Genomic DNA, 17,863 nt, shown 5'->3' on the forward strand with positions numbered 1-17,863 from the left:
TATGTCAGACGCCCAAAGCATCCGAAAACAGGGTCATGGTCCGGGCCCAGGCCAGGTTGGCGCTGCCCTCATCATAGCTGGCGCGGGCGTCGCAGTTGAACCCGTGGCCCGCGTCATAAAGGTGGATACCCAGTTCGGGGCGGCGTTCGCGTATTGTCTCGACATTCTCCATCGAGATCGAATGATCCTCGCGGCCGAAATGCAGCATGGTCGGGCAACGCGGCATCTTGTCGGCGACGGGGGCGATCTGGCCACCGTAATAACTGACGGCAGCACTGATCCCGTCAAGTCGGGCAGCGGACTGGAACGCCAGCGACCCGCCAAGGCAGAACCCGACCACGCCCACCTTCAGACCCTGCGCCGCAAGGTGCGCGCGCGCGGCATCGACATCCGCCAGCGCATTGTCCCAGTTGAAATCCTTGAGGAACGGTCGCGCGGCGTCGACATCCTCGGGGGAATAGCCGCTTTCGAACCCGGGCTGCACCCGGTCGAACAGCGCTGGCGCTACAGCGACATAACCCGCAGCCGCAAAGCGGTCGGCAACGCTGCGAATATGCGGGTTCACGCCGAAAATTTCCTGTAGCACGATGACGCCCGCGCGCGCGCCTTGGGCAGTGGCCTCATAGGCGCCGGGGGCAAAGCCGTCCTTGGCGCTTAGCTGAATATGTTGTCCCATTGCTGGTCCGTTCCTTTCTTGTGGTTTGGATCATTGCAGGCCTCACTTGATGGTGGCGCCCAGTGTCTCGCTCATGGCGCGGCTGACGCGCTTCATCACGGTGGCAATTCCACCGTCCGGTCCCAGATCTGCCGCGTTGCTTAGGCCAAGCGCGGTGATCGCAGCGCAGATCGTGTTGTCGCTGTCAAAGACCGGGCAGGACAGGCCGAAAAACCCCGAATGGATCTGGTTGTGGGTGGCCGCCACCCCCAACTCACGGATACCGTCCAACTCCTTGCGGGTCTGCGCCAGCAACCCGGGGCGGGCCGCGTCTTCGATCTGGGCGATGGCGATCCATTCGCGTTCCTTGAGATGCGCCATAAAGGTGCGCCCGGTGGCGGTCGACATCAGCGGCAACACATAGCCGACCCGCACAGAAAGCGGCACAGGCAGTTCGCTGTCCAGCCGGAACACAATCGTCGCACCACGATTACCCCAGACCGATAACGAGATCGAGGTACTGGTTTCCTCAAGCGCCTGCGGCAGCATTTCGCGCCCCAGATCAACCACATTCAACTGGTTGATCGCCGCCAGCCCAAGCTGCAGCGCGGTCGGTCCAAGGCCGTAATGCGACGTCGCCCCATCCTGCACGACAAGTCCGAGCCGCTGAAAGCTCACAAGATACAGATGCGCCTTGGACGGAGCCATGCCCGCCCGTTCAGCGAGCGTCTTGAGTGGCAGCTTGCCGTGTACCGCCGACAGACGACGGATCAGTTCAAAGCCGACCTCGACCGACTGGATTCCCCTTCGCTGATCTTTTTGATCAGGGCTCTTAGCGTCTTGCATGTTCACCGTCCTGATTGCTCTTGACCTATACTAAATTTTTCATCATTCTACAACTGAATTTGACGAAAGTGAATCTCTCATCACCGCATGAAGGTTTTACACGTCGCGGGAGGAACGATGAATTCTATAGATAGACGCGAAGCGGGCCTGAATGAAAAGGCCTGCGATCTGAGAACTTTTCTGCAACAGCTCCGCATGTCGGGCGAAATCAAAGAGTTCTTGGACCCGGTCGAGCTGGGCGATGTTGCCGCGGAATTTGAGGCGACTGACAAGGCCGTGATGTTTCATGCCGCCGGGGGCGTCGGCGGACGTCTGGTCGGAAACGTGGCCGGTAGCCGCGGCCGGCTGGCACTCGCCTTTGGTACCGATGCTGCGGGGTTGCTGAACGAGGTGATGGGTCGGCTCGCCAAACCGCAGGTCAGCCACGAGGTCGCAGGTGAACAGGCCCCGGCGCAAGAGGTTGTATTGACCGGCGAAGAGGCGGATTTTTCGGTGCTGCCCGTCCATCTGCAACATGGCATGGACGGTGGGCCCTATATCTCGTCCTCAATGGATATTGTCGTCGATCCACGCAACGGCCTGTCCAATGTCGGCATCCGTCGCCTGATGGTGCGTGGCCGTCGCGAGGCCGGTGTCGATCTGGTGGCGCCAAGCGACCTCAAGGCGATCTACGAACATTTTGTCGCGCAGAAACAGCACATGCCAGTCGCCTTTGTGGTCGGCTCGCACCCGATCGACCATGTTGCCGCAACGATGCGGATTCCGGTGGACGAGGTCGGCCTGATGGCATCGCTGCGCGGCGCGCCGATGCCGGTGGTGAAATGCGTCACCAACGATCTGATGGTGCCCGCCGATGCGGAATATGTCCTCGAAGGATATCTGGATTGCGCCGGTCATGTCGAAGCCGAAGGCCCCTATGGCGAATTCCTTGGCTATTACGGCGGGGTTAAGCAGAACCCGGTCTTCCACCTGACCGCGATCACCCATCGCCGCGACCCGATCTTCCAGACCTCGACCATCGCGGGGCCGAACCTGGGCCAGACCGACAGCGCCCAGCTGATCGCGCTGCGCACCGAGGTCACGATCTGGCGCGCACTGGAAACCGCTGTACGCGAGCCGCTGAACGTCCACGCCACCACCGCGTCGGGCGGCATGTTCAACCTTCGCGTGTCAATGCGCCAGCGCGTCCCCGGCGAAGCGCGCAACGCCATCGCCGCCTGTTTCGGGTCGCTGGCCAACGTCAAACATGTGTTCGTCTTCGATCCTGACATCGACATCTTTTCGGACCGTCAATGCGACTGGGCGCTGGCCACACGGCTTCAGGCCGACCGTGACATCATCATCCAGTCGGGGATGCGCACGCTGCCGCTCGACCCCTCTTTGGCAGGGGCACGGGTCGGGTCCAAGGCCGGGTTCGACTGCACCATGCCGATCGAGGTGGCCCGCACGCTTGAGGCCCGCGTGCCGCTGCCGCCGGTCTTTGGCCCGTCCTCGGCCGCGTCGGTAGAAGAGGCTCTGGCCGAGGGTGCCAAGACCTATGGCGAATTGATGAGCGCAATCGGCACCAAGGACGGCCGCGAAATCTTTGCCGTCTTCGATATGCTGCGCGCGGCGGGACGGCTGGACCGGGATGCGGATGGCCGCTGGTGCCTGTCGGGGTCCGGGGGGGCGGCGTAAATGTCGCCGCGCGACGTCTCTGCCCGCGACGCTGACGCCGGTCGTCCCTGGATCGGTCGCGCATTGCCCCGCTTCGAGGACAAGCGCCTGCTGGCCGGCAAGGGCCGGTATACCGACGATTTTCACCTGCCGAACGAGGCGATCGGGATCTTTGTCCGCTCGCCCTATGCCGCTGCACAAATCCTGTCGATCGACACCGGCGATGCCGCCGCGATGCCCGGTGTTCTGGCGGTCATCACCGGCCAGGATTATCTGGACGAAGGCGGCCAGCCGCTGCGCCATTTCGCCGATCCGGCCGATGCCCGCGACCATACCCGGCGGGCCCTGGGTGGTGATGACGGCAACCATGTGATCGACCTTGGCCATCTGCCGATGCCGGTCGACCGGGTCCGGTATCCCGGCGAACCGGTGGCGTTGGTGGTGGCCGAAACGCTGCATCAGGCGCTTGACGCCGCCGAGGCTGTGGCGGTGGACTACGAGGAAACCGGTTTTGTCGTCTCAGCCGAGGCGGCGCTGGAACCCGGCGCGCCGCTGGTCGACCCGCAGATCCCCGGCAACTGCGCCGTGCGCGCGGAATTCGGTGACCGCGCTGCTGCCGAGGCCGCGATTGCAGCCGCGCCTTGCGTGATTGAGCAGCGTTTTCCCAATCAGCGGATCGTCAATGCGCAGATGGAGCCACGGTCGGTCGTGGTGGAATATGACGCCGCCAGCGACCTGCTGCACATGATCGCGGGCAGTCAGGGCGCGGTGCGCCAGCGTGACACACTCGCCGCCGCCCTCGGATTGGAGCGGGACCGGGTCGAGGTGACATGCCCCGACACCGGCGGCGGCTTTGGCCCGCGCACCAACCTGTCGTCGGAACAGCCGATCCTTGCCATTGCCGCGCGGCGGCTCGGGCGTCCGGTGCGCTGGACCTCGACCCGGTCGGAAAGCTTTCTGACCGATTTCGGTGGCCGCGATCTGATTTATAGCGCCCGGATGGGGCTGGACAGCGATGGCCGCATTCTGGGCTACTCGTGCGAGATGACCGGCAATGTCGGTGCCTATACGGTGGCTTTTGTGCCGATGGCCAACAGCTTTCGCGTGATGACCACGGTCTACCACGTGCCAGCCGCCGGGGTCCGCATCCGCGGGGCGATGACCAACACCGTGCCGACCGCACCCTATCGCGGCGCCGGTCGGCCCGAAGCGACCTACACGATGGAACGTATGCTGGATCTTGCCGCGCGCAAGCTGGGACTGGACCGGCTTGAGATCCGGCGCCGCAATCTGGTGCCAAGAGCGGCGCTGCCCTATACCACGGCCATGGGCCTGACCTATGACAGCGGCGATTTTGCAGCCAATATGGCACAGGTTCAGGAACTGGCAGATATAGCTGGTTTTGACGCCCGCCACACTGATGCTGCCCAACGTGGCAAACTGGCCGGGATCGCGCTGGCCAATTATATCGAAAGCCCGGTCGGCATCCCGCACGAACGTATCGACACCACGGTGCTGCCTGACGGCGTGGTCGAGGTGGTCACCGGAACGCAATCAACTGGACAGGGGCACGAGACCAGCTTTGCCCAAGTGATGGCTGACCGGCTGGGCGTGACGCCGTACCAGGTGCGGCTGATCTCGGGCGATACCCGGCGGGTTGTGTCGGGGGGCGGGTCACATTCCGACCGCTCGATGCGGCTGGGTGGGGCGTTGATGGTGGAAACCTCGGCGCGGATTGTTGAGCGCGCCCGCGCCATCGCGGCGCATGTCCATGACGCGGCAGAGGCCGCAGTTCAGTGGGACGGCGCGCTGATCCGGATCGACGGGCGCAACGAGGCGCTGAGCCTGTTTGACGTGGCAAGGCTGACCGAGACAGCGGATCTGCCGGATGATCTGGCCGGACCGCTGACCGCCAGCGCCAGCTTTACCGGGCGGATGCCGGCCTATCCCACGGGATCGGCGGTGTGCGAGGTCGAGGTAGATCCGGAAACCGGGCAGGTCGCGATCACGCGCTACACCTCGATCGACGACGTCGGCCAGCCGATCAACCCGCTGATCCTGCACGGTCAGGTCCATGGCGGCATCGTTCAAGGCACGGGCCAAGCACTGTCCGAGGCGGCGTTCACCGATCCCGACACCGGGCAAGTGCTGACCGGCAGCTTCATGGATTACGGCATGACCCGCGCCGCCGACATGCCAAGCTTTGCGGTCGATATGGTCGAAGACCCGACCGCAGGCAATCCGCTGCGCGTCAAGGGCGGCGGCGAAAGCGGGATCACCCCGGCGCTGGCCACCACAATGAACGCGATCATCGACGCGCTGACGCCGCTCGGGGTGACGCATCTGGACATGCCCGCAACGCCGGGACGGGTCTGGGAGGCCATTCAGGCCGCCGCAGGCAAGAGAGGGGAGCAGACATGACCAAAGAGACAGGTGCAACAGAAACTGGCGACATCCGCATCACGCTGGCCGACGATGGCGGTCTTGAGATCGTGATCGACCGACCGGACGCGGGCAATGCACTGACCGCCGCGATGACCGATGCACTGGCCGATGCCATCGCCGCGCCCCCCGACGGCGCGAAGTTTATCGTGCTACAGGGCGCAGGCGCGGATTTCTGCGCTGGCCGCGTGTCACCGATGCCAAAGGATGCCGGACCAAAGACACCCGAGCAGATCCGGAGCCGCGTCGCGGATCCGGTGCTGGACTTTTACGACACTGTGCGCCGCACGCCGCTGCCGGTCATCGCCGCAGTGCGCGGGCGCGCCCATGGGGTCGGCTGCGCGCTGGCCGGGCTGGCCGACATCGTGCTGGCGGATGACAGCGCGGATTTCCGCATCCCCGAAATGGCCCGAGATATTCCGCCGCTACTGGTCGGCGCGGCGTTGGCCGGTCGGCTGCCGCGCGCGGCGCTGGCACGTCTGATCTATGGCCGCGAGAGCATCGACGCCGCGACGGCGTTGCAAATGGGTCTGGCTTGCGAAATCTGCACGGCCGCCGGGATGGAGGCCAGCCTGCAAACTTGGCGCGCCCGGCTGGCTGACAACAGTCCGACGGTGCTGGCCACTGTAAAACGCTTTTTGAACCTCGTGCCCGAAACCGGGTTTGCGGGACTGCGCGAATACGCCGCCGTCGCCAATTCGGCCGCCGTGTCCGAGCGGTTCATCGTACCGAAAGGGTGACGGAACATGTCCGACAATACCTCAAAATGGCGTGATCTGCACGGCGCCGAGAAAATACTGGGGCTGGGGGCGCTTTTGCTGCCCGTGCTGCTCGCATCGCTCTGGGCGGTCGAGGTACAGCGCTGGATCGGCGTGCTGATCTACAAGGAACAGTTTTTGGGGCTGATGCTGGCGTCGGGTCTGACAGCGGTGTTCGTCAACATCCGCGCCCGGCGCAGCGAAAACGGCGCTCGCGTGCCGTGGTACGACTGGATACTGGTCGCGATATCGCTGGCCGGAACGCTCTATGTCGTGATCAACTATCACTGGCTGATCTACGAGATGTCGGGGCTGGAGCCGCTGCGCATCGCTTTGGGCGCGTTGCTGATCCTCGCGATATTCGAGGCAGTACGGCGGCTGATCGGCTGGACCCTGATCATCGTGGCGGTGTTCTTTCTGCTGTATGCGCGCTTTGGCGGGATGATGCCCGGGATCTTTGCCGTGCCGTCGTCCAGCTGGGAACGGATCGTGATCTATTCCTACCTCGACACCACGGCGCTGTTCGGCCTGCCGCTGGACGTGGCGGCCAATACCATCGTCACCTTCATCCTGTTTGGGGCGATGCTGCGGATAACCAAGGGTGACACTTTTATCACCGATCTCGCGCTGTGCATGATGGGCAAGTATCGCGGTGGCCCGGCCAAGGTATCGGTCGCCGCCTCAACGCTGTTCGGTACGGTGTCGGGCAGTGCGGTGTCGAACGTCGCAGTGGTTGGCCCGATTTCGATCCCGATGATGGAAAAATCCGGCTACCCCCGCGAACAGGCCGCCGCGATTGAGGCGGTGTCGTCCACCGGCGGGCAGATCATGCCGCCGGTGATGGGGATCACCGCGTTCCTGATGGCGGATTTCCTGTCGGTGCCCTACAGCGACGTGGTTCTGGCGGCATTGCTGCCTGCGCTGCTCTATTACGTCGCGGTCTTTGTTCAGGTCGACCTTGAGGCGGGCAAGCGCGGATTGCGTGGCATCTCCGTGGCCGACCTGCCGCGGTTTGTTGCAACGCTCAAACGGGGGTTCGGTTTTATCGTGCCGCTGGGCGTGTTGATCTATGGCGTGATGTTCGCCTTTTGGGCACCAGGCAAGGCCGGACTGGCTGCTGCTGCGGCGGCGCTTCTGGTCGGGATGATCGACCCACGGGCGCGGCCCAACCGGGCCGAAATCTTTGGCGCGTTGGTCGATACCGGACGGACCGTCACCAGCATTCTGATCCTGACAGCGATTGCCGGTCTGGTGATCGGGGCGCTGCAGCTGGCTGGGCTGGCCTATTCGATGTCGTCAATCCTGCTGGCGCTGGCGGGCAACAGCGTGCTGCTGATCCTGCTGATGACAGCGGTGATCTGCGTGGTGCTGGGCATGGCCCTGCCGACGGCGGTGATCTACACCATGCTTGCGGTGCTGGTGGCACCCGCGCTGGTCGATCTGGGCGTCGACCGGATGGCGGCGCATCTGTTCATCTTTTACATGGGCATGTTGTCGATGATCACGCCGCCGGTTTGTTTCGCCTCGTTCACTGCGGCGGCAATCGCCGGCGCGAACTTTTGGAAAACCGCCATCGTCGGAATGCGCTACGGCGTCGCCGCCTATCTGCTGCCCTTTGTCTTTCCGTTCTCGATGGGCCTGCTGATGGAGGGCACGTTCCTTGAGATCGCCTGGGCCGTGGCGTCGGCGGTGCTGGGGCTGACGGCGATTTCGGCAGGGCTGGTCGGCTATCTCTTTCGCCCGCTGAACCCGGTGTTCCGGGTGGCACTGATCGGGGCTGGCTTTGTCGGGATGATGTCACCTTTTGGCAGCCAGCTGGGCGAGATGATGAACCTGGGCGGTCTGGCGGTCTGCGTGCTGATCGCGCTGGTCGAATGGTTCGCCGTCGCGCGCCTGCGCAGCACCCCCAACCGGGCCTGAGCCGCGATCCGGCGAGCCCCGCATACCAATGCCCCGCCCTGATCGGGGTCAACACAGTCGCGCGGCCCAAGGAGAGGGCCGCCCGACACGACGAACAACTGGGAGGTTACAACAGATGAAACTTGCAAGAATTACCATTCTCGCCGCGACAGTCGGCCTGACGCTGGGCACTGCCGCCGTGCAGGCGCAGACCATCGCGATGGCAACGGACAAACAGGGCACGACGTTCAACACCGTCGGCTCGGGCGTGGCCAAGGTGGTCAGCCAGAACAGCGGGCTGAACGTCATCGTGCGACCCTATGCCGGACCCGCCGCCTGGGCGCCAATCGTAAACAACGGCGAAGTGCCGTTCGGCATGATGTCGGCCAACAGCGCCTTTCAGGCGTTCAGCGGCGAAAACGAGGCCGGCAAGGCCTATCGCGACCTGCGCGTGATCCGGGCCGGCGGTGCCAGCCTGATGCTGGGCTTTGCGGTGCGGGCCGATGGCCCGATCAAGAGCTATGCCGATCTCAAGGGCGCGCGCGTGTCGTCGGATTTCGGCGGTCACCTGTCGATCAACAACTCGCTGACTGCTTCGCTCAAGGTGGCGGGCTACACTTGGGATGACGTGACCGAAGTACCGGTGTCCGGGGCCAACGACGGACTGGATGCGCTGGTCGCGGATCGGCTCGATGCCACCTGGGCGTCGGTCGGCCAGCCGCGCGCACGCGAAGCGGACACTCAGATCGGCGTGCGCTATTTGTCGGTGCCCGAAACTGGCGAAGAGGCGGCGATCTATCAGGAAATTGTCTTTCCCGGGGCCCGGATGGCCGTGGCGCAAGACGGCGTCGCACCGGGCATCGTCGGGCCGACCCGGCTGTTGTCGTATGACAGCTACCTGGTCTCGGCCAGCGCGGCTTCGGACCAGATGGTGACCGATATGTTGCAGGCGCTGTGGGACCATTCCGACGACCTGTTCGACGTGCATCCGTCGATGCGCGGCTTCACCAATGACAACGCAGTGACCAATGCGCCGGTGATGCCGTACCATCCCGCTGCGGTCGCGTTCTACAAGTCCAAGGGCGTCTGGACCGACGAGGATCAGGCCCGCCAGGACAAGCTGCTGGCCGCCGCCGCCAGCTGATCGCATGGGGCCGGGGCGCGTAGCGTCACCGGCCCTTTTTCATTTTCGGGCGTGCGGGGATGCATCGCACCCGGTCCCGACCTTGCCATAACAGAAAGCAGATGGAATGACCGAAGAAACCCTGTGGCAGCGCCGCGCCTGTGTCGTGACCTACACCGAAGCGACCAAGGCGACCGAGGTTTACGGCTTTGCCGGCAATTCCGGCAAGGTCAATCTCGAAGGCCAGCTGCTGGCCGGGGATATGCCCTCGGACACGGTGTTCATCTTCATGCATCCGACATCGACCCTGCAACTGCTGCCGATGCCGATGGCACTGGCGGATTCCGGGGTGCACGTTCTTTGCGCCGCCAGCCGGTATGCCCGCAATGACACCGCGCTGATCATGGAAAAGGTGGTGCTGGATCTGGGCGCCTGGATACGCCACGCACGCGATGTGATGGGCTATGCCAGGGTGGTGCTGGTTGGCTGGTCCGGCGGCGGATCGCTGTCGCTGTTCTATCAGGCACAGGCCGAGGCGCCGACCATCACCCACACCCCCGCAGGCGACCCGGTCGACCTGACCACCGCCGGGCTGATCCCGGCAGACGGGGTGATCTTCATCGCCGCCCATCTCAGCCGTGCCGAGACCATGACTGAATGGCTCGACCCGTCGGTGCGGGACGAGATGAACCCGGACGACCGCGATCTCGAACTGGACATCTACAGCCCTGACTGCCCCAACAAACCACCGTTTTCGCCCGAATTCATCGCCCGTTTCCGCGATGCACAGCGCGCCCGCAACCGACGCATCACCAAAGCGGCGCAGGACATGCTGGCCGACCTCAAGGCCCGCGGCGGAGACGAGGTCGAGCGGCCCTTTATCACCCACCGCACCATGTGCGACGTGCGCTGGCTGGACCCTGCCATCGACCCGAACGGGCGCAAGCCCGGCTGGTGCTATATGGGTGTGCCGCAAACGGTCAATGTCGGCCCGGTGGGTCTGGGCCGGTTCGCGACGCTGCGCTCCTGGCTCAGCCAGTGGGCCTATGATCTATCCAACGCGCGCGGTCCGCTGAACGCGGCGCGAATCCGGCGCACGCCGGTGTTGCAGATCGTCAATCAGGCTGATGACGCTGTCCCTGCCAGCCACAACCCGGCGATCCGTGACGCGCTAGCCACCGCAGACAAGACCTATGTCGAGATCGACGGGGCCACGCATTATTACCTCGGCCAGCCCGAGCTGCTGGCGCGCTGCGTGGCCGAAGTTCTGGACTGGTCGCGAACGCGGGATCTGCTGACATAAGTCAGCCGATCAACCACCGACCGATAACGCTGCAAAGCCCGCTGTCACCCGAGCAAAACCATTTCCTGATTTAACATGCACCGCCCCACCCTCTCGCGGATCTCTGCGAGTTCGCGACTTGGCCCAGTGTCAGCAGTGTGGAGATATCGTTGAAAAAGTCGAAGGCTGAATGGTTTTGATGAGATTTCGGAACAGACCGAATACCATCCCGATTCACCCTGGCACCGGTACTGGCACCAATTTGGCCAGTTTCCGGAGGTTCCGGGCGGTTGCTGCAAGTTGAAATTGTTCGGTTGCGCCTTTGGGTCCGCGAGCCGCATCATTCGCAGGCCGATGTAGCGTTTGAGATGAGCAAACAGCATCTCGACCTTTCGCCTTTGCATGAACGAAGTCATGTAGGCGTCGGTTTTGCGAATGTCGCGAGCGACGTCTCTTGCCGCCTCGTGGATGGATCTCAGCACTTTTCTGGCAGGCTGTGTGGGGCAACATTGCGCCTTGAGCAGGCAGGCATCAACGCCAAAGCTGTGACCCCCAACAAGTCCTTCATCCATGCAGCGCTGCAAGACCGTCTCAAACAGATGCCGGAACAGGCCGCTTTCGCGGAAACGGCCGTGGCGGTTCTTGGCGAACGTTGAATGGTCCGGAACAGGGTCAGCCAGATCGAGCCTGCAGAACCATCTATAGGCCAGGTTGACGTGAACCTCCTGGCACAGCCGCCGCTCGGACCTGATCCCCTGGCAGTAGCCAAGCGAAAGCATCCGGATCATCAGTTCGGGGTCAATCGAAGGACGGCCATGTGAACTGTAAAACGGGGCCAGAAGCGACCGCACACCTTTCAGATCCAAGAAGCGACCAATCCCACGCACCGGGTGATCCTGCGGCACAAACCCATCTATGGAGAACTCGTAAAACAGCGCGCCCTGCGCCACTTGCCTCGGTCCCATCATCGCCACGCCCTCAACTCTCAAAAAGAGTGAATCAGCACATCGAAATCCAATCAACAGACTTTTTCAACAGTATCCGGACTTTACTGCCGTTCGATACGAGCGTCTAAATGCGAACATGTATCCCCATGGGAACCGGACTTACAACGGGGTCTCGTTGCGGAGTTGAATGTCTATGTTAAAGCGCCAGGAATTCGATTTTCGTCAGGCACAGGCTACTTTCGACCTAATTTGGATGTTGCAGTCACTTGAGGACGCGCGCTTGGTGCGCGCAGGAGGCGAGGCATTTCCTGCGGTTGTCCGCAACCAATCGTGTCGCTTTGAGAGTGACTTCGATTCAACATGCTTTGGAACGCTTGTATCCAAGGCCGTGGACGCGGGCGAGGATGCGAACATTGCGGTCGCAATGATCGTTGCCAATGATCGTTGCCAATGATCTTCAGAGGGGTCACTGGTGGGGCGATGCAAAGGAAATGGCGAATTTTGCGGTGGAGCCTCTGCGCCGGGGGCAAAACAGGTTGCGCTCTGCAATTTTACGGGGCCTCGATAAGCTGGAAGACCTCTCTTCTCAGCACGAACCAGCAGAGTATCTTTTGCCCGATGTAAGCCGATTGACGCGATCTGCCGATCTGATCCTGCCCAAGCTCTGTGCCATTGCGCGCACCATGGATTTGCCAACACGCAAGTCTGTTGCTGCGGCGGATTATGGCGATAGAACCGGGCGGCAACTTGAGGCGCTTGAAACGGTACTTGCAGATGATACTTGCTTATTCCCAATAGACGATTCGTGGTATCCAAGCGAGGTCGTAGAACTCGTCTCGTATGAGCAAAACGCTCCGGGATTTGTTCCCTGCACGGCGCTTCTTATCGCCAATGCCATTCAGGGAAGAGACAACGCTGGTTGGTTCGAATTTAGGTGGCGCAGACTTGCCGCAGAATACAACATACTACCGAAAAGCACGCGAGATCCTTTTCTTGCGGGGCTTCGCTACCTGTACGAAACTGGCGAAGACTTTGTGTTTGATAACGATCACAGGAATAGAGATCCAGTTCTCGCACCAGAGGGTATGATTGATTTTGTAGAGTTCACAGAAGACAGTGTTTGAGGTTTCAGCGCCTGAGATTCTGAAAACCGAGCAATCGTGCAAGGTGCGGCATTTGTCACTTTCGGCTCAAAGCGGTCATTTCGTAGGTTTCCTCACCAGAGTGCCCGATTGTCGTGACTTCTGGTGAGGAGTTTGGCACCTTCGCGCTTTGTCGTTTGCCCTCGGTCGGGTCAGGCGGTCTGAAGCGTCGCCTTGGGCGTCAGTGGCACAGTGTTGGCGTCATATTCGAACAGCCAGTCATAGCGGACCCGTACCTTTTCCGGCGCCCATTCGCGTTCCACATATTCGGCCGCCTGAATCGGATCGGCCAACGCACGGTTGTGGAACCGGTCAAGGTTGGCGTTCGAGCCGTTGACAATCGCTGTTGTACGTTCGATGCGCAGGTCTTCGTAAGTGCTGAGCGCCTTTTGCGGGTCATCGCCAAAGGCTTCGATGCAGCGGGCCAGCACCACGCCATCCTCGATCGCCATGATCGCGCCCTGCGCCAGGAACGGCAGCGTCGGGTGGCAGGCGTCGCCCATCAATGTGACGCGACCGTCGGTCCAGTTGGTCAGCGGCGCGCGCCCGACCAGCGCCCAGCGATACGGCGTGTCGAGGTTGCGCACCACCTCCTGCACCAGCGGGTGCCAGGCCTGGAAATCGGCCAACGCTTCGTCGACCGTGCCGGCCTCGGACCAGCTTTCGCGGGTCCATTCCGGGTTTTCGACCAAACCAACAAAGTTCAGGTAATCGCCAGAACAGATCGGATAGGTGATCACATGACCGCCCGGACCGATCCAGTTGGTGCCGACGGGGCGGCGCAATTCCTCGGGGAGCGCATCCATCGGCACCAGACCGCGCCAGGCCATCAGCCCTGTAAACTGCGCCTTGGGGCTGTCGGAAATCTGTTCGCGCAACACTGAATGCACGCCGTCGGCACCGATCAGAATGGTGCCGGTTGCGTCGGGTTGACCGTCGATGTGCAGCGTCACGGCGCCCGCGCCCTGCGTATAGCCGGTGACACGCGCACCGGTGTGAATCGCACCCGGCTTGAGCGCCTCGACCGCATTCATCAGCACCGTATGAAGCTGGCCCCGATGCACCATCCAGTAGGGCGCGTCGAACCGACGGATCGAATCTTCGCCGAGGTTAAAAAGCTTCCAAGTCTGGCCAGTGTTCCAAATCCGCACCTCTTTGCCCGCCGCCAGGCTGACGATCGGCAACAGCGCCTCTTCGAGCCCCAGTTCGATCAGCAGCCGGGTGCCATTCGCGGCCATCTGAATCCCGGCGCCAAGTTCCTTCAACTCGGCGGCCTGTTCGTACACATCGACGTCGATGCCCCGCCGCAGTAGGGCGAGCGCTGCGGTCAGCCCGCCAATTCCGGCCCCTGCGATGATAACATGCTGCTCTTTCTCCACGCCGAAACTCCCTGTGCGTACAGTTTTCTGACGCAGGCCGGACATTGCCGACCCGCCAAGATTATTCTACATATAAAAATGAAATTTGCTATTGTCAAATATACGCATCATTTAATCTGGACGCGTGCGGCGGCACGTGCGATGCCTAAAAAACCCGAACAAGGAGCGCCACGTGCCAGCGGACAAACGGATTATCGTCGGAATTACCGGAGCTTCGGGCGTGATTTACGGCGTACGCTGCCTACAGATGCTACGCGAGATCGAGGGGGTCGAGACGCACGCGGTGATCTCGCCCGCAGCGTTCCTGACGGCACAGACCGAAATCGACATGACCTCGCAAGAACTGCGCGCGCTGCCTGACGTGCTGCATTCGTTCCGCGACATCGGCGCCTCGATTGCGTCGGGGTCGTTCCGCACCGAGGGGATGCTGGTCGCGCCCTGTTCGGTCAAGACGCTGTCGGGCATCGCCAATTGTTATGCCGACCAGCTGCTGGTGCGGGCGGCGGATGTCTGCCTCAAGGAGCGTCGTCGGCTGGTCCTGATGCTGCGTGAAACGCCGTTGCATGCCGGACACATCGCGCTGATGTCGACCGTCACGCAGGCCGGAGCGATCATCATGCCGCCGGTGCCTGCATTTTACAGCCGTCCGGCGTCTCTGGACGAGATGGTGAGCCATACCGTCGGACGGGCGCTGGACCTCTTCGACATCGACACCGGCGCGGTCAAACGCTGGAAGGACGCTCAGGCAGATTAGCGCGGCACCGCATGTCGCATCGTCATGCGGGACATATATTTCGCATCCATTGATCGGAGACCTCATGGACCTGTGGACCTTTGCCATCGAAACCTACGGTCAGGACGGCATCAGCGCCGATTGCCTGCGGGTGCAGGACACGCTGGACATCGATGTGCCGCTGTTGCTCTGGGCGGCATGGGCTGCCGTGTCGGGCCATGTGGTCGATGCTGCCACGCTCAACGCGGCTGACGCGTTGGCATCCCCGTGGCGGGATCAGGTGGTCAGACCGCTGCGTGCGGTGCGACGGCAGCTGAAACAGGGGCCAGCCCCCGCCCCCTGCCCCGTGACCGAAGCGTTGCGCGACAAGGTCAAGGCGGCAGAACTATCGGCGGAAAAGATCCAGCTGGATACCTTGGCAACCCTGACATTGCGACCGGGGGTCGCTGACCCGATAACAGCGCTGCGGCGGACCGCCGACCGTTTTGCCTCCCGCGATCTGACCCCCGACGAAGACGCCATCCTCGCGCGTCTGGCAGCAGCCGCGGAACGGGTGCTACCACCGGCCTAGGCGCCCGGGACTGTGCGGGCCGGATACAGCTTCGGCTCGTCCGATGTCGGGGCAGACTGGTCAGGCGACGCGGTTCACGGCGTCAAAGAATGTCGTTGTGTGCAATATTTACCTTTTAATCGGTTTGATCACCGGGCAACGGGCGCTCTGCCGGCCAAATTTGTTCTCTGTTTACCGGATCAATTCCCGTATCGGGTTCTCAGAATTCTATATGTACACTCATGTCTCAACTTTTGCCCACGGCGTATCCGACGCCGGAACTCAGCGGATCTCGTTGATATAGCAGTGATCTTCGGTCAGTGCCGTGTGCTGAATCGCCACCAACGGGCGGTTCATCGAATCATAGGACACAGCGTCGATGTCCAGCACCGCGCGAACGCCTGCGTCAGGCAAATGCAGCAACTGCAAATCCTCGGATGTCGCCAAACGCGCGGCGAGACGCTCTCGCACTGCGGCGATGCGCAAGCCATGGTTCTCTAGCAGCCATTTGTACAACAGCGCCGGCACCTCCTCGATCTGAGACGGGAAATCTGGCGCATGTGCGAGCGGTAAAGTCACGCGATCCACCATGACGATCCGCCCGTCATGCATGCGCTGGCGACGCATAAACGCGACCGGCGCACCTTGCCGCAGCTCCAGCCGCTCGACCTCGGCAGGGGTGGCAGCGCGGTGGCAAACATCAATCATCCGGGTGTCCGACGTCACCAACCCGCCATCATTGGAATGCAATCGATAGTAGCGATAGAATTGCGACATCGTGTGGTTCGGCGTCCGTCCGGTCACGACGGTGCCGGTCTTGCGACGGCGCATGATCACGCCCTGATGGGTCAGATCCGTCATAGCGCGGCGGATTGTGCCATATGACACACCAAATTGCCGGGCGAGTTCGGTCTCTGGCGGCAGCACATGGCCCTCACCCCAGGTACCCAGAATGATCCGGCGCAGGATGCGTTCCTTGACCTGTTCATGCAACGGCGCCCTCACAAGGTCATTTGTCAGCCCGTCACCGTCTATTTGGTCAGTGTCTATTTGATCATCGGCAGGCGTCTCTCTGTCCGTCATAGGGGTCTCCGTTCACAACTCGCCCGATATTTAACCTGAAATCACACTTGCGTTGTGACGTCTATCTGTATTTCTATATAGATATGAGAAAACAAGAATCAGATACAATGTTCGATGACCTCCCTGCTCCTGATGTTCAGAGCATGATGGCGGCGCTCTCTCGATTGGTCGCCTGCGCCACACCGATGCCGCCTGGTGACGGGTATGGTGCCTTCGCCGATCTGATCGAAACTCAGTTTGCCACGTTTGGCGGCACCGCCACACGCGTCGAAGTACCGACCGACCTTTGGCACGGCCCCGGCCTGTCCGGCGCGCGGATAAATCTGCTGCTCACGCCCGATCTGCCCGGTACAAAGGGGCTCCCCGAGGCGCTTATCTATTTTCATACCGATACCGCACCTGCGGGCGACGGATGGTCGGTGCCGCCGTTCACTGTGACCAACCGGAATGGCAAGCTGCTTGGCCGCGGCACTGCCGACATGAAGGGCACAATCGTCGCAGTGCATGATGCGCTGACCAGGTTGTCACACAGCGGCGCGGGCAACATGGTTTACCGGCCGGTGCTGGCCTTTTGCACCGACGAAGAGGGTGGCCGCTATCCCGGCATTCGCCATTTGGCCGAAACCACCCGACTGCCGGACGTGCTGCTTAACCTCAACGGCTCTGCCGAGCCGCGCATCTGGGCCGGGTGTGTTGGATCCTATGACATTACCGTCACGATAACTGGCCTTGCCAGCCATTCGGGCGAACCGCAGCGCGGCGTCAATGCCGCCGAGATCGCCTTGCCGGTAATGTTATCGCTCCAAGATCTCAAGTACGAGGTGGAGCTGCGCGAAACCGCCCTCCCCGCGCCTCCTTGGGTGGACGGGCCTCTACGGGCCCGGTTGAACATCACCGCAATCCATGCGGGCGACAAGGGGTCTGCCATTCCCGGAGCGTGCCAGTTCACTATCAATCGCCGCTATACCGCCGAAGAGGACGAGGCTGCAGTGCTGCAAGAAATCCGCGCCACCATCGCCGCGCAACTGGACACCAGCGCCGCGCTTGACTGGCAAATGCAGGTCACTGGGCACTTGCCGCCGGTGTCCGACCCGGATGGCTCCGCCACTGGTCGGTGGACGCGCGCCCGCGCCCGCGCCTTTGACCTGCCAGAGTCCGCCTTCACGCGCTACGGCTCGGGCACCTCGTCAGACTTTGGTTGGGTGCAAAAGGCCGGGTTGCGTCACATGCTGCTGGGCGGGCTTTCGAGGCCAGATCGCAACGTGCACGCCGCCGACGAATTCACCACGGTCCAGGACCTGTGCGAACTTTCCGACGCCATCGCATATTTTCTGGCCGATATTCCCTGACCCCACCACCCCGCGCAAA

Annotated in this window: 14 protein-coding genes and 1 pseudogene; 10 read left to right on the forward strand and 5 right to left on the reverse strand. The window is 62.2% G+C overall.

Translation table 11 applies throughout. From position 1 onward, the window contains the following. Positions 1-4: 4 nt before the first annotated feature. Positions 5-676, reverse strand: coding sequence for a dienelactone hydrolase family protein (locus IMCC21224_RS16415; RefSeq protein WP_047996257.1), 672 nt, complete (start codon positions 674-676; stop codon positions 5-7). 42 nt (positions 677-718) lie between these two features. Further along, entirely contained in the window at positions 719-1,501 is a 783-nt protein-coding gene (locus tag IMCC21224_RS16420; RefSeq protein ID WP_047996258.1) for an IclR family transcriptional regulator, read from the reverse strand. Positions 1,502-1,618: 117 nt separating this feature from the next. Between IMCC21224_RS16420 and IMCC21224_RS16425 the strand changes: the two genes are divergently transcribed. From IMCC21224_RS16425 to IMCC21224_RS16450, 6 genes are all read left to right on the forward strand, one after another. Beyond that, positions 1,619-3,178, forward strand: coding sequence for a UbiD family decarboxylase (locus IMCC21224_RS16425; RefSeq protein ID WP_047996259.1), 1,560 nt, complete (start codon positions 1,619-1,621; stop codon positions 3,176-3,178). Next, complete coding sequence (locus IMCC21224_RS16430; RefSeq protein WP_047996260.1) at positions 3,179-5,578, forward strand: xanthine dehydrogenase family protein molybdopterin-binding subunit; 2,400 nt, start codon at positions 3,179-3,181, stop codon at positions 5,576-5,578. Next, on the forward strand, positions 5,575-6,339 hold the full coding sequence (locus tag IMCC21224_RS16435; protein WP_053079011.1) for an enoyl-CoA hydratase/isomerase family protein: 765 nt from the start codon (positions 5,575-5,577) through the stop codon (positions 6,337-6,339). The genes IMCC21224_RS16430 and IMCC21224_RS16435 overlap by 4 nt, the downstream gene beginning before the upstream one ends. Before the next feature lie 6 nt (positions 6,340-6,345). Beyond that, entirely contained in the window at positions 6,346-8,277 is a 1,932-nt protein-coding gene (locus IMCC21224_RS16440; RefSeq protein ID WP_047996261.1) for a TRAP transporter fused permease subunit, read from the forward strand. A gap of 115 nt (positions 8,278-8,392) precedes the next feature. Beyond that, the gene (locus IMCC21224_RS16445; protein WP_047996262.1) at positions 8,393-9,400 is read left to right on the forward strand and encodes a TAXI family TRAP transporter solute-binding subunit; all 1,008 of its coding nucleotides are present in this window, start codon (positions 8,393-8,395) and stop codon (positions 9,398-9,400) included. Positions 9,401-9,506: 106 nt separating this feature from the next. Further along, entirely contained in the window at positions 9,507-10,682 is a 1,176-nt protein-coding gene (locus IMCC21224_RS16450; protein WP_047996263.1) for an alpha/beta hydrolase, read from the forward strand. 213 nt (positions 10,683-10,895) lie between these two features. On the opposite strand, the pseudogene IMCC21224_RS26610 reads toward IMCC21224_RS16450, so the two are convergent. After that, a pseudogene (locus tag IMCC21224_RS26610) lies at positions 10,896-11,629 on the reverse strand (transposase). 416 nt (positions 11,630-12,045) lie between these two features. On the opposite strand from IMCC21224_RS26610, the gene IMCC21224_RS16465 reads away from it, so the two are divergent. Beyond that, a complete protein-coding gene (locus IMCC21224_RS16465; RefSeq protein WP_047996265.1) occupies positions 12,046-12,732 on the forward strand; it encodes a hypothetical protein in 687 nt (228 codons plus the stop codon). 170 nt (positions 12,733-12,902) lie between these two features. Here IMCC21224_RS16465 and IMCC21224_RS16470 read toward each other — a convergent pair whose 3' ends face one another. Further along, the gene (locus IMCC21224_RS16470) at positions 12,903-14,129 is read right to left on the reverse strand and encodes an FAD-dependent monooxygenase (RefSeq protein WP_047996266.1); all 1,227 of its coding nucleotides are present in this window, start codon (positions 14,127-14,129) and stop codon (positions 12,903-12,905) included. 172 nt (positions 14,130-14,301) lie between these two features. Here IMCC21224_RS16470 and IMCC21224_RS16475 point away from each other — a divergent pair, with 172 nt between their 5' ends. Further along, on the forward strand, positions 14,302-14,883 hold the full coding sequence (locus IMCC21224_RS16475; RefSeq protein ID WP_047996267.1) for a UbiX family flavin prenyltransferase: 582 nt from the start codon (positions 14,302-14,304) through the stop codon (positions 14,881-14,883). Between the two features lie 64 nt (positions 14,884-14,947). Then, the gene (locus IMCC21224_RS16480) at positions 14,948-15,433 is read left to right on the forward strand and encodes a TIGR02444 family protein (RefSeq protein WP_047996268.1); all 486 of its coding nucleotides are present in this window, start codon (positions 14,948-14,950) and stop codon (positions 15,431-15,433) included. Between the two features lie 261 nt (positions 15,434-15,694). Here the strand turns inward: IMCC21224_RS16480 and IMCC21224_RS16485 are convergent, their stop codons facing one another. After that, positions 15,695-16,495: a GntR family transcriptional regulator gene (locus IMCC21224_RS16485; protein ID WP_053079013.1), complete on the reverse strand. Its 801-nt coding sequence runs from the start codon at positions 16,493-16,495 to the stop codon at positions 15,695-15,697. 107 nt (positions 16,496-16,602) lie between these two features. On the opposite strand from IMCC21224_RS16485, the gene IMCC21224_RS16490 reads away from it, so the two are divergent. Beyond that, positions 16,603-17,844: a M20 family metallopeptidase gene (locus IMCC21224_RS16490; RefSeq protein WP_047996269.1), complete on the forward strand. Its 1,242-nt coding sequence runs from the start codon at positions 16,603-16,605 to the stop codon at positions 17,842-17,844. The last annotated feature ends 19 nt before the right edge of the window (positions 17,845-17,863 follow it).

Source organism: Puniceibacterium sp. IMCC21224 (genome assembly GCF_001038505.1).
Taxonomy (GTDB): Bacteria; Pseudomonadota; Alphaproteobacteria; order Rhodobacterales; family Rhodobacteraceae; genus Puniceibacterium.

Excerpts from the sequence above, each read along its gene's own strand:
- IMCC21224_RS16450 (WP_047996263.1), top strand. The coding sequence starts at position 9,507 with ATGACCGAAGAAACCCTGTGGCAGCGCCGCGCCTGTGTCGTGACCTAC.
- IMCC21224_RS16465 (WP_047996265.1), top strand. The coding sequence starts at position 12,046 with ATGATCGTTGCCAATGATCTTCAGAGGGGTCACTGGTGGGGCGATGCA.
- IMCC21224_RS16420 (WP_047996258.1), bottom strand. The coding sequence starts at position 1,501 with ATGCAAGACGCTAAGAGCCCTGATCAAAAAGATCAGCGAAGGGGAATC.
- IMCC21224_RS16430 (WP_047996260.1), top strand. The coding sequence starts at position 3,179 with ATGTCGCCGCGCGACGTCTCTGCCCGCGACGCTGACGCCGGTCGTCCC.
- IMCC21224_RS16490 (WP_047996269.1), top strand. The coding sequence starts at position 16,603 with ATGTTCGATGACCTCCCTGCTCCTGATGTTCAGAGCATGATGGCGGCG.
- IMCC21224_RS16440 (WP_047996261.1), top strand. The coding sequence starts at position 6,346 with ATGTCCGACAATACCTCAAAATGGCGTGATCTGCACGGCGCCGAGAAA.
- IMCC21224_RS16415 (WP_047996257.1), bottom strand. The coding sequence starts at position 676 with ATGGGACAACATATTCAGCTAAGCGCCAAGGACGGCTTTGCCCCCGGC.
- IMCC21224_RS16480 (WP_047996268.1), top strand. The coding sequence starts at position 14,948 with ATGGACCTGTGGACCTTTGCCATCGAAACCTACGGTCAGGACGGCATC.
- IMCC21224_RS16425 (WP_047996259.1), top strand. The coding sequence starts at position 1,619 with ATGAATTCTATAGATAGACGCGAAGCGGGCCTGAATGAAAAGGCCTGC.
- IMCC21224_RS16445 (WP_047996262.1), top strand. The coding sequence starts at position 8,393 with ATGAAACTTGCAAGAATTACCATTCTCGCCGCGACAGTCGGCCTGACG.
- IMCC21224_RS16485 (WP_053079013.1), bottom strand. The coding sequence starts at position 16,495 with ATGACGGACAGAGAGACGCCTGCCGATGATCAAATAGACACTGACCAA.
- IMCC21224_RS16435 (WP_053079011.1), top strand. The coding sequence starts at position 5,575 with ATGACCAAAGAGACAGGTGCAACAGAAACTGGCGACATCCGCATCACG.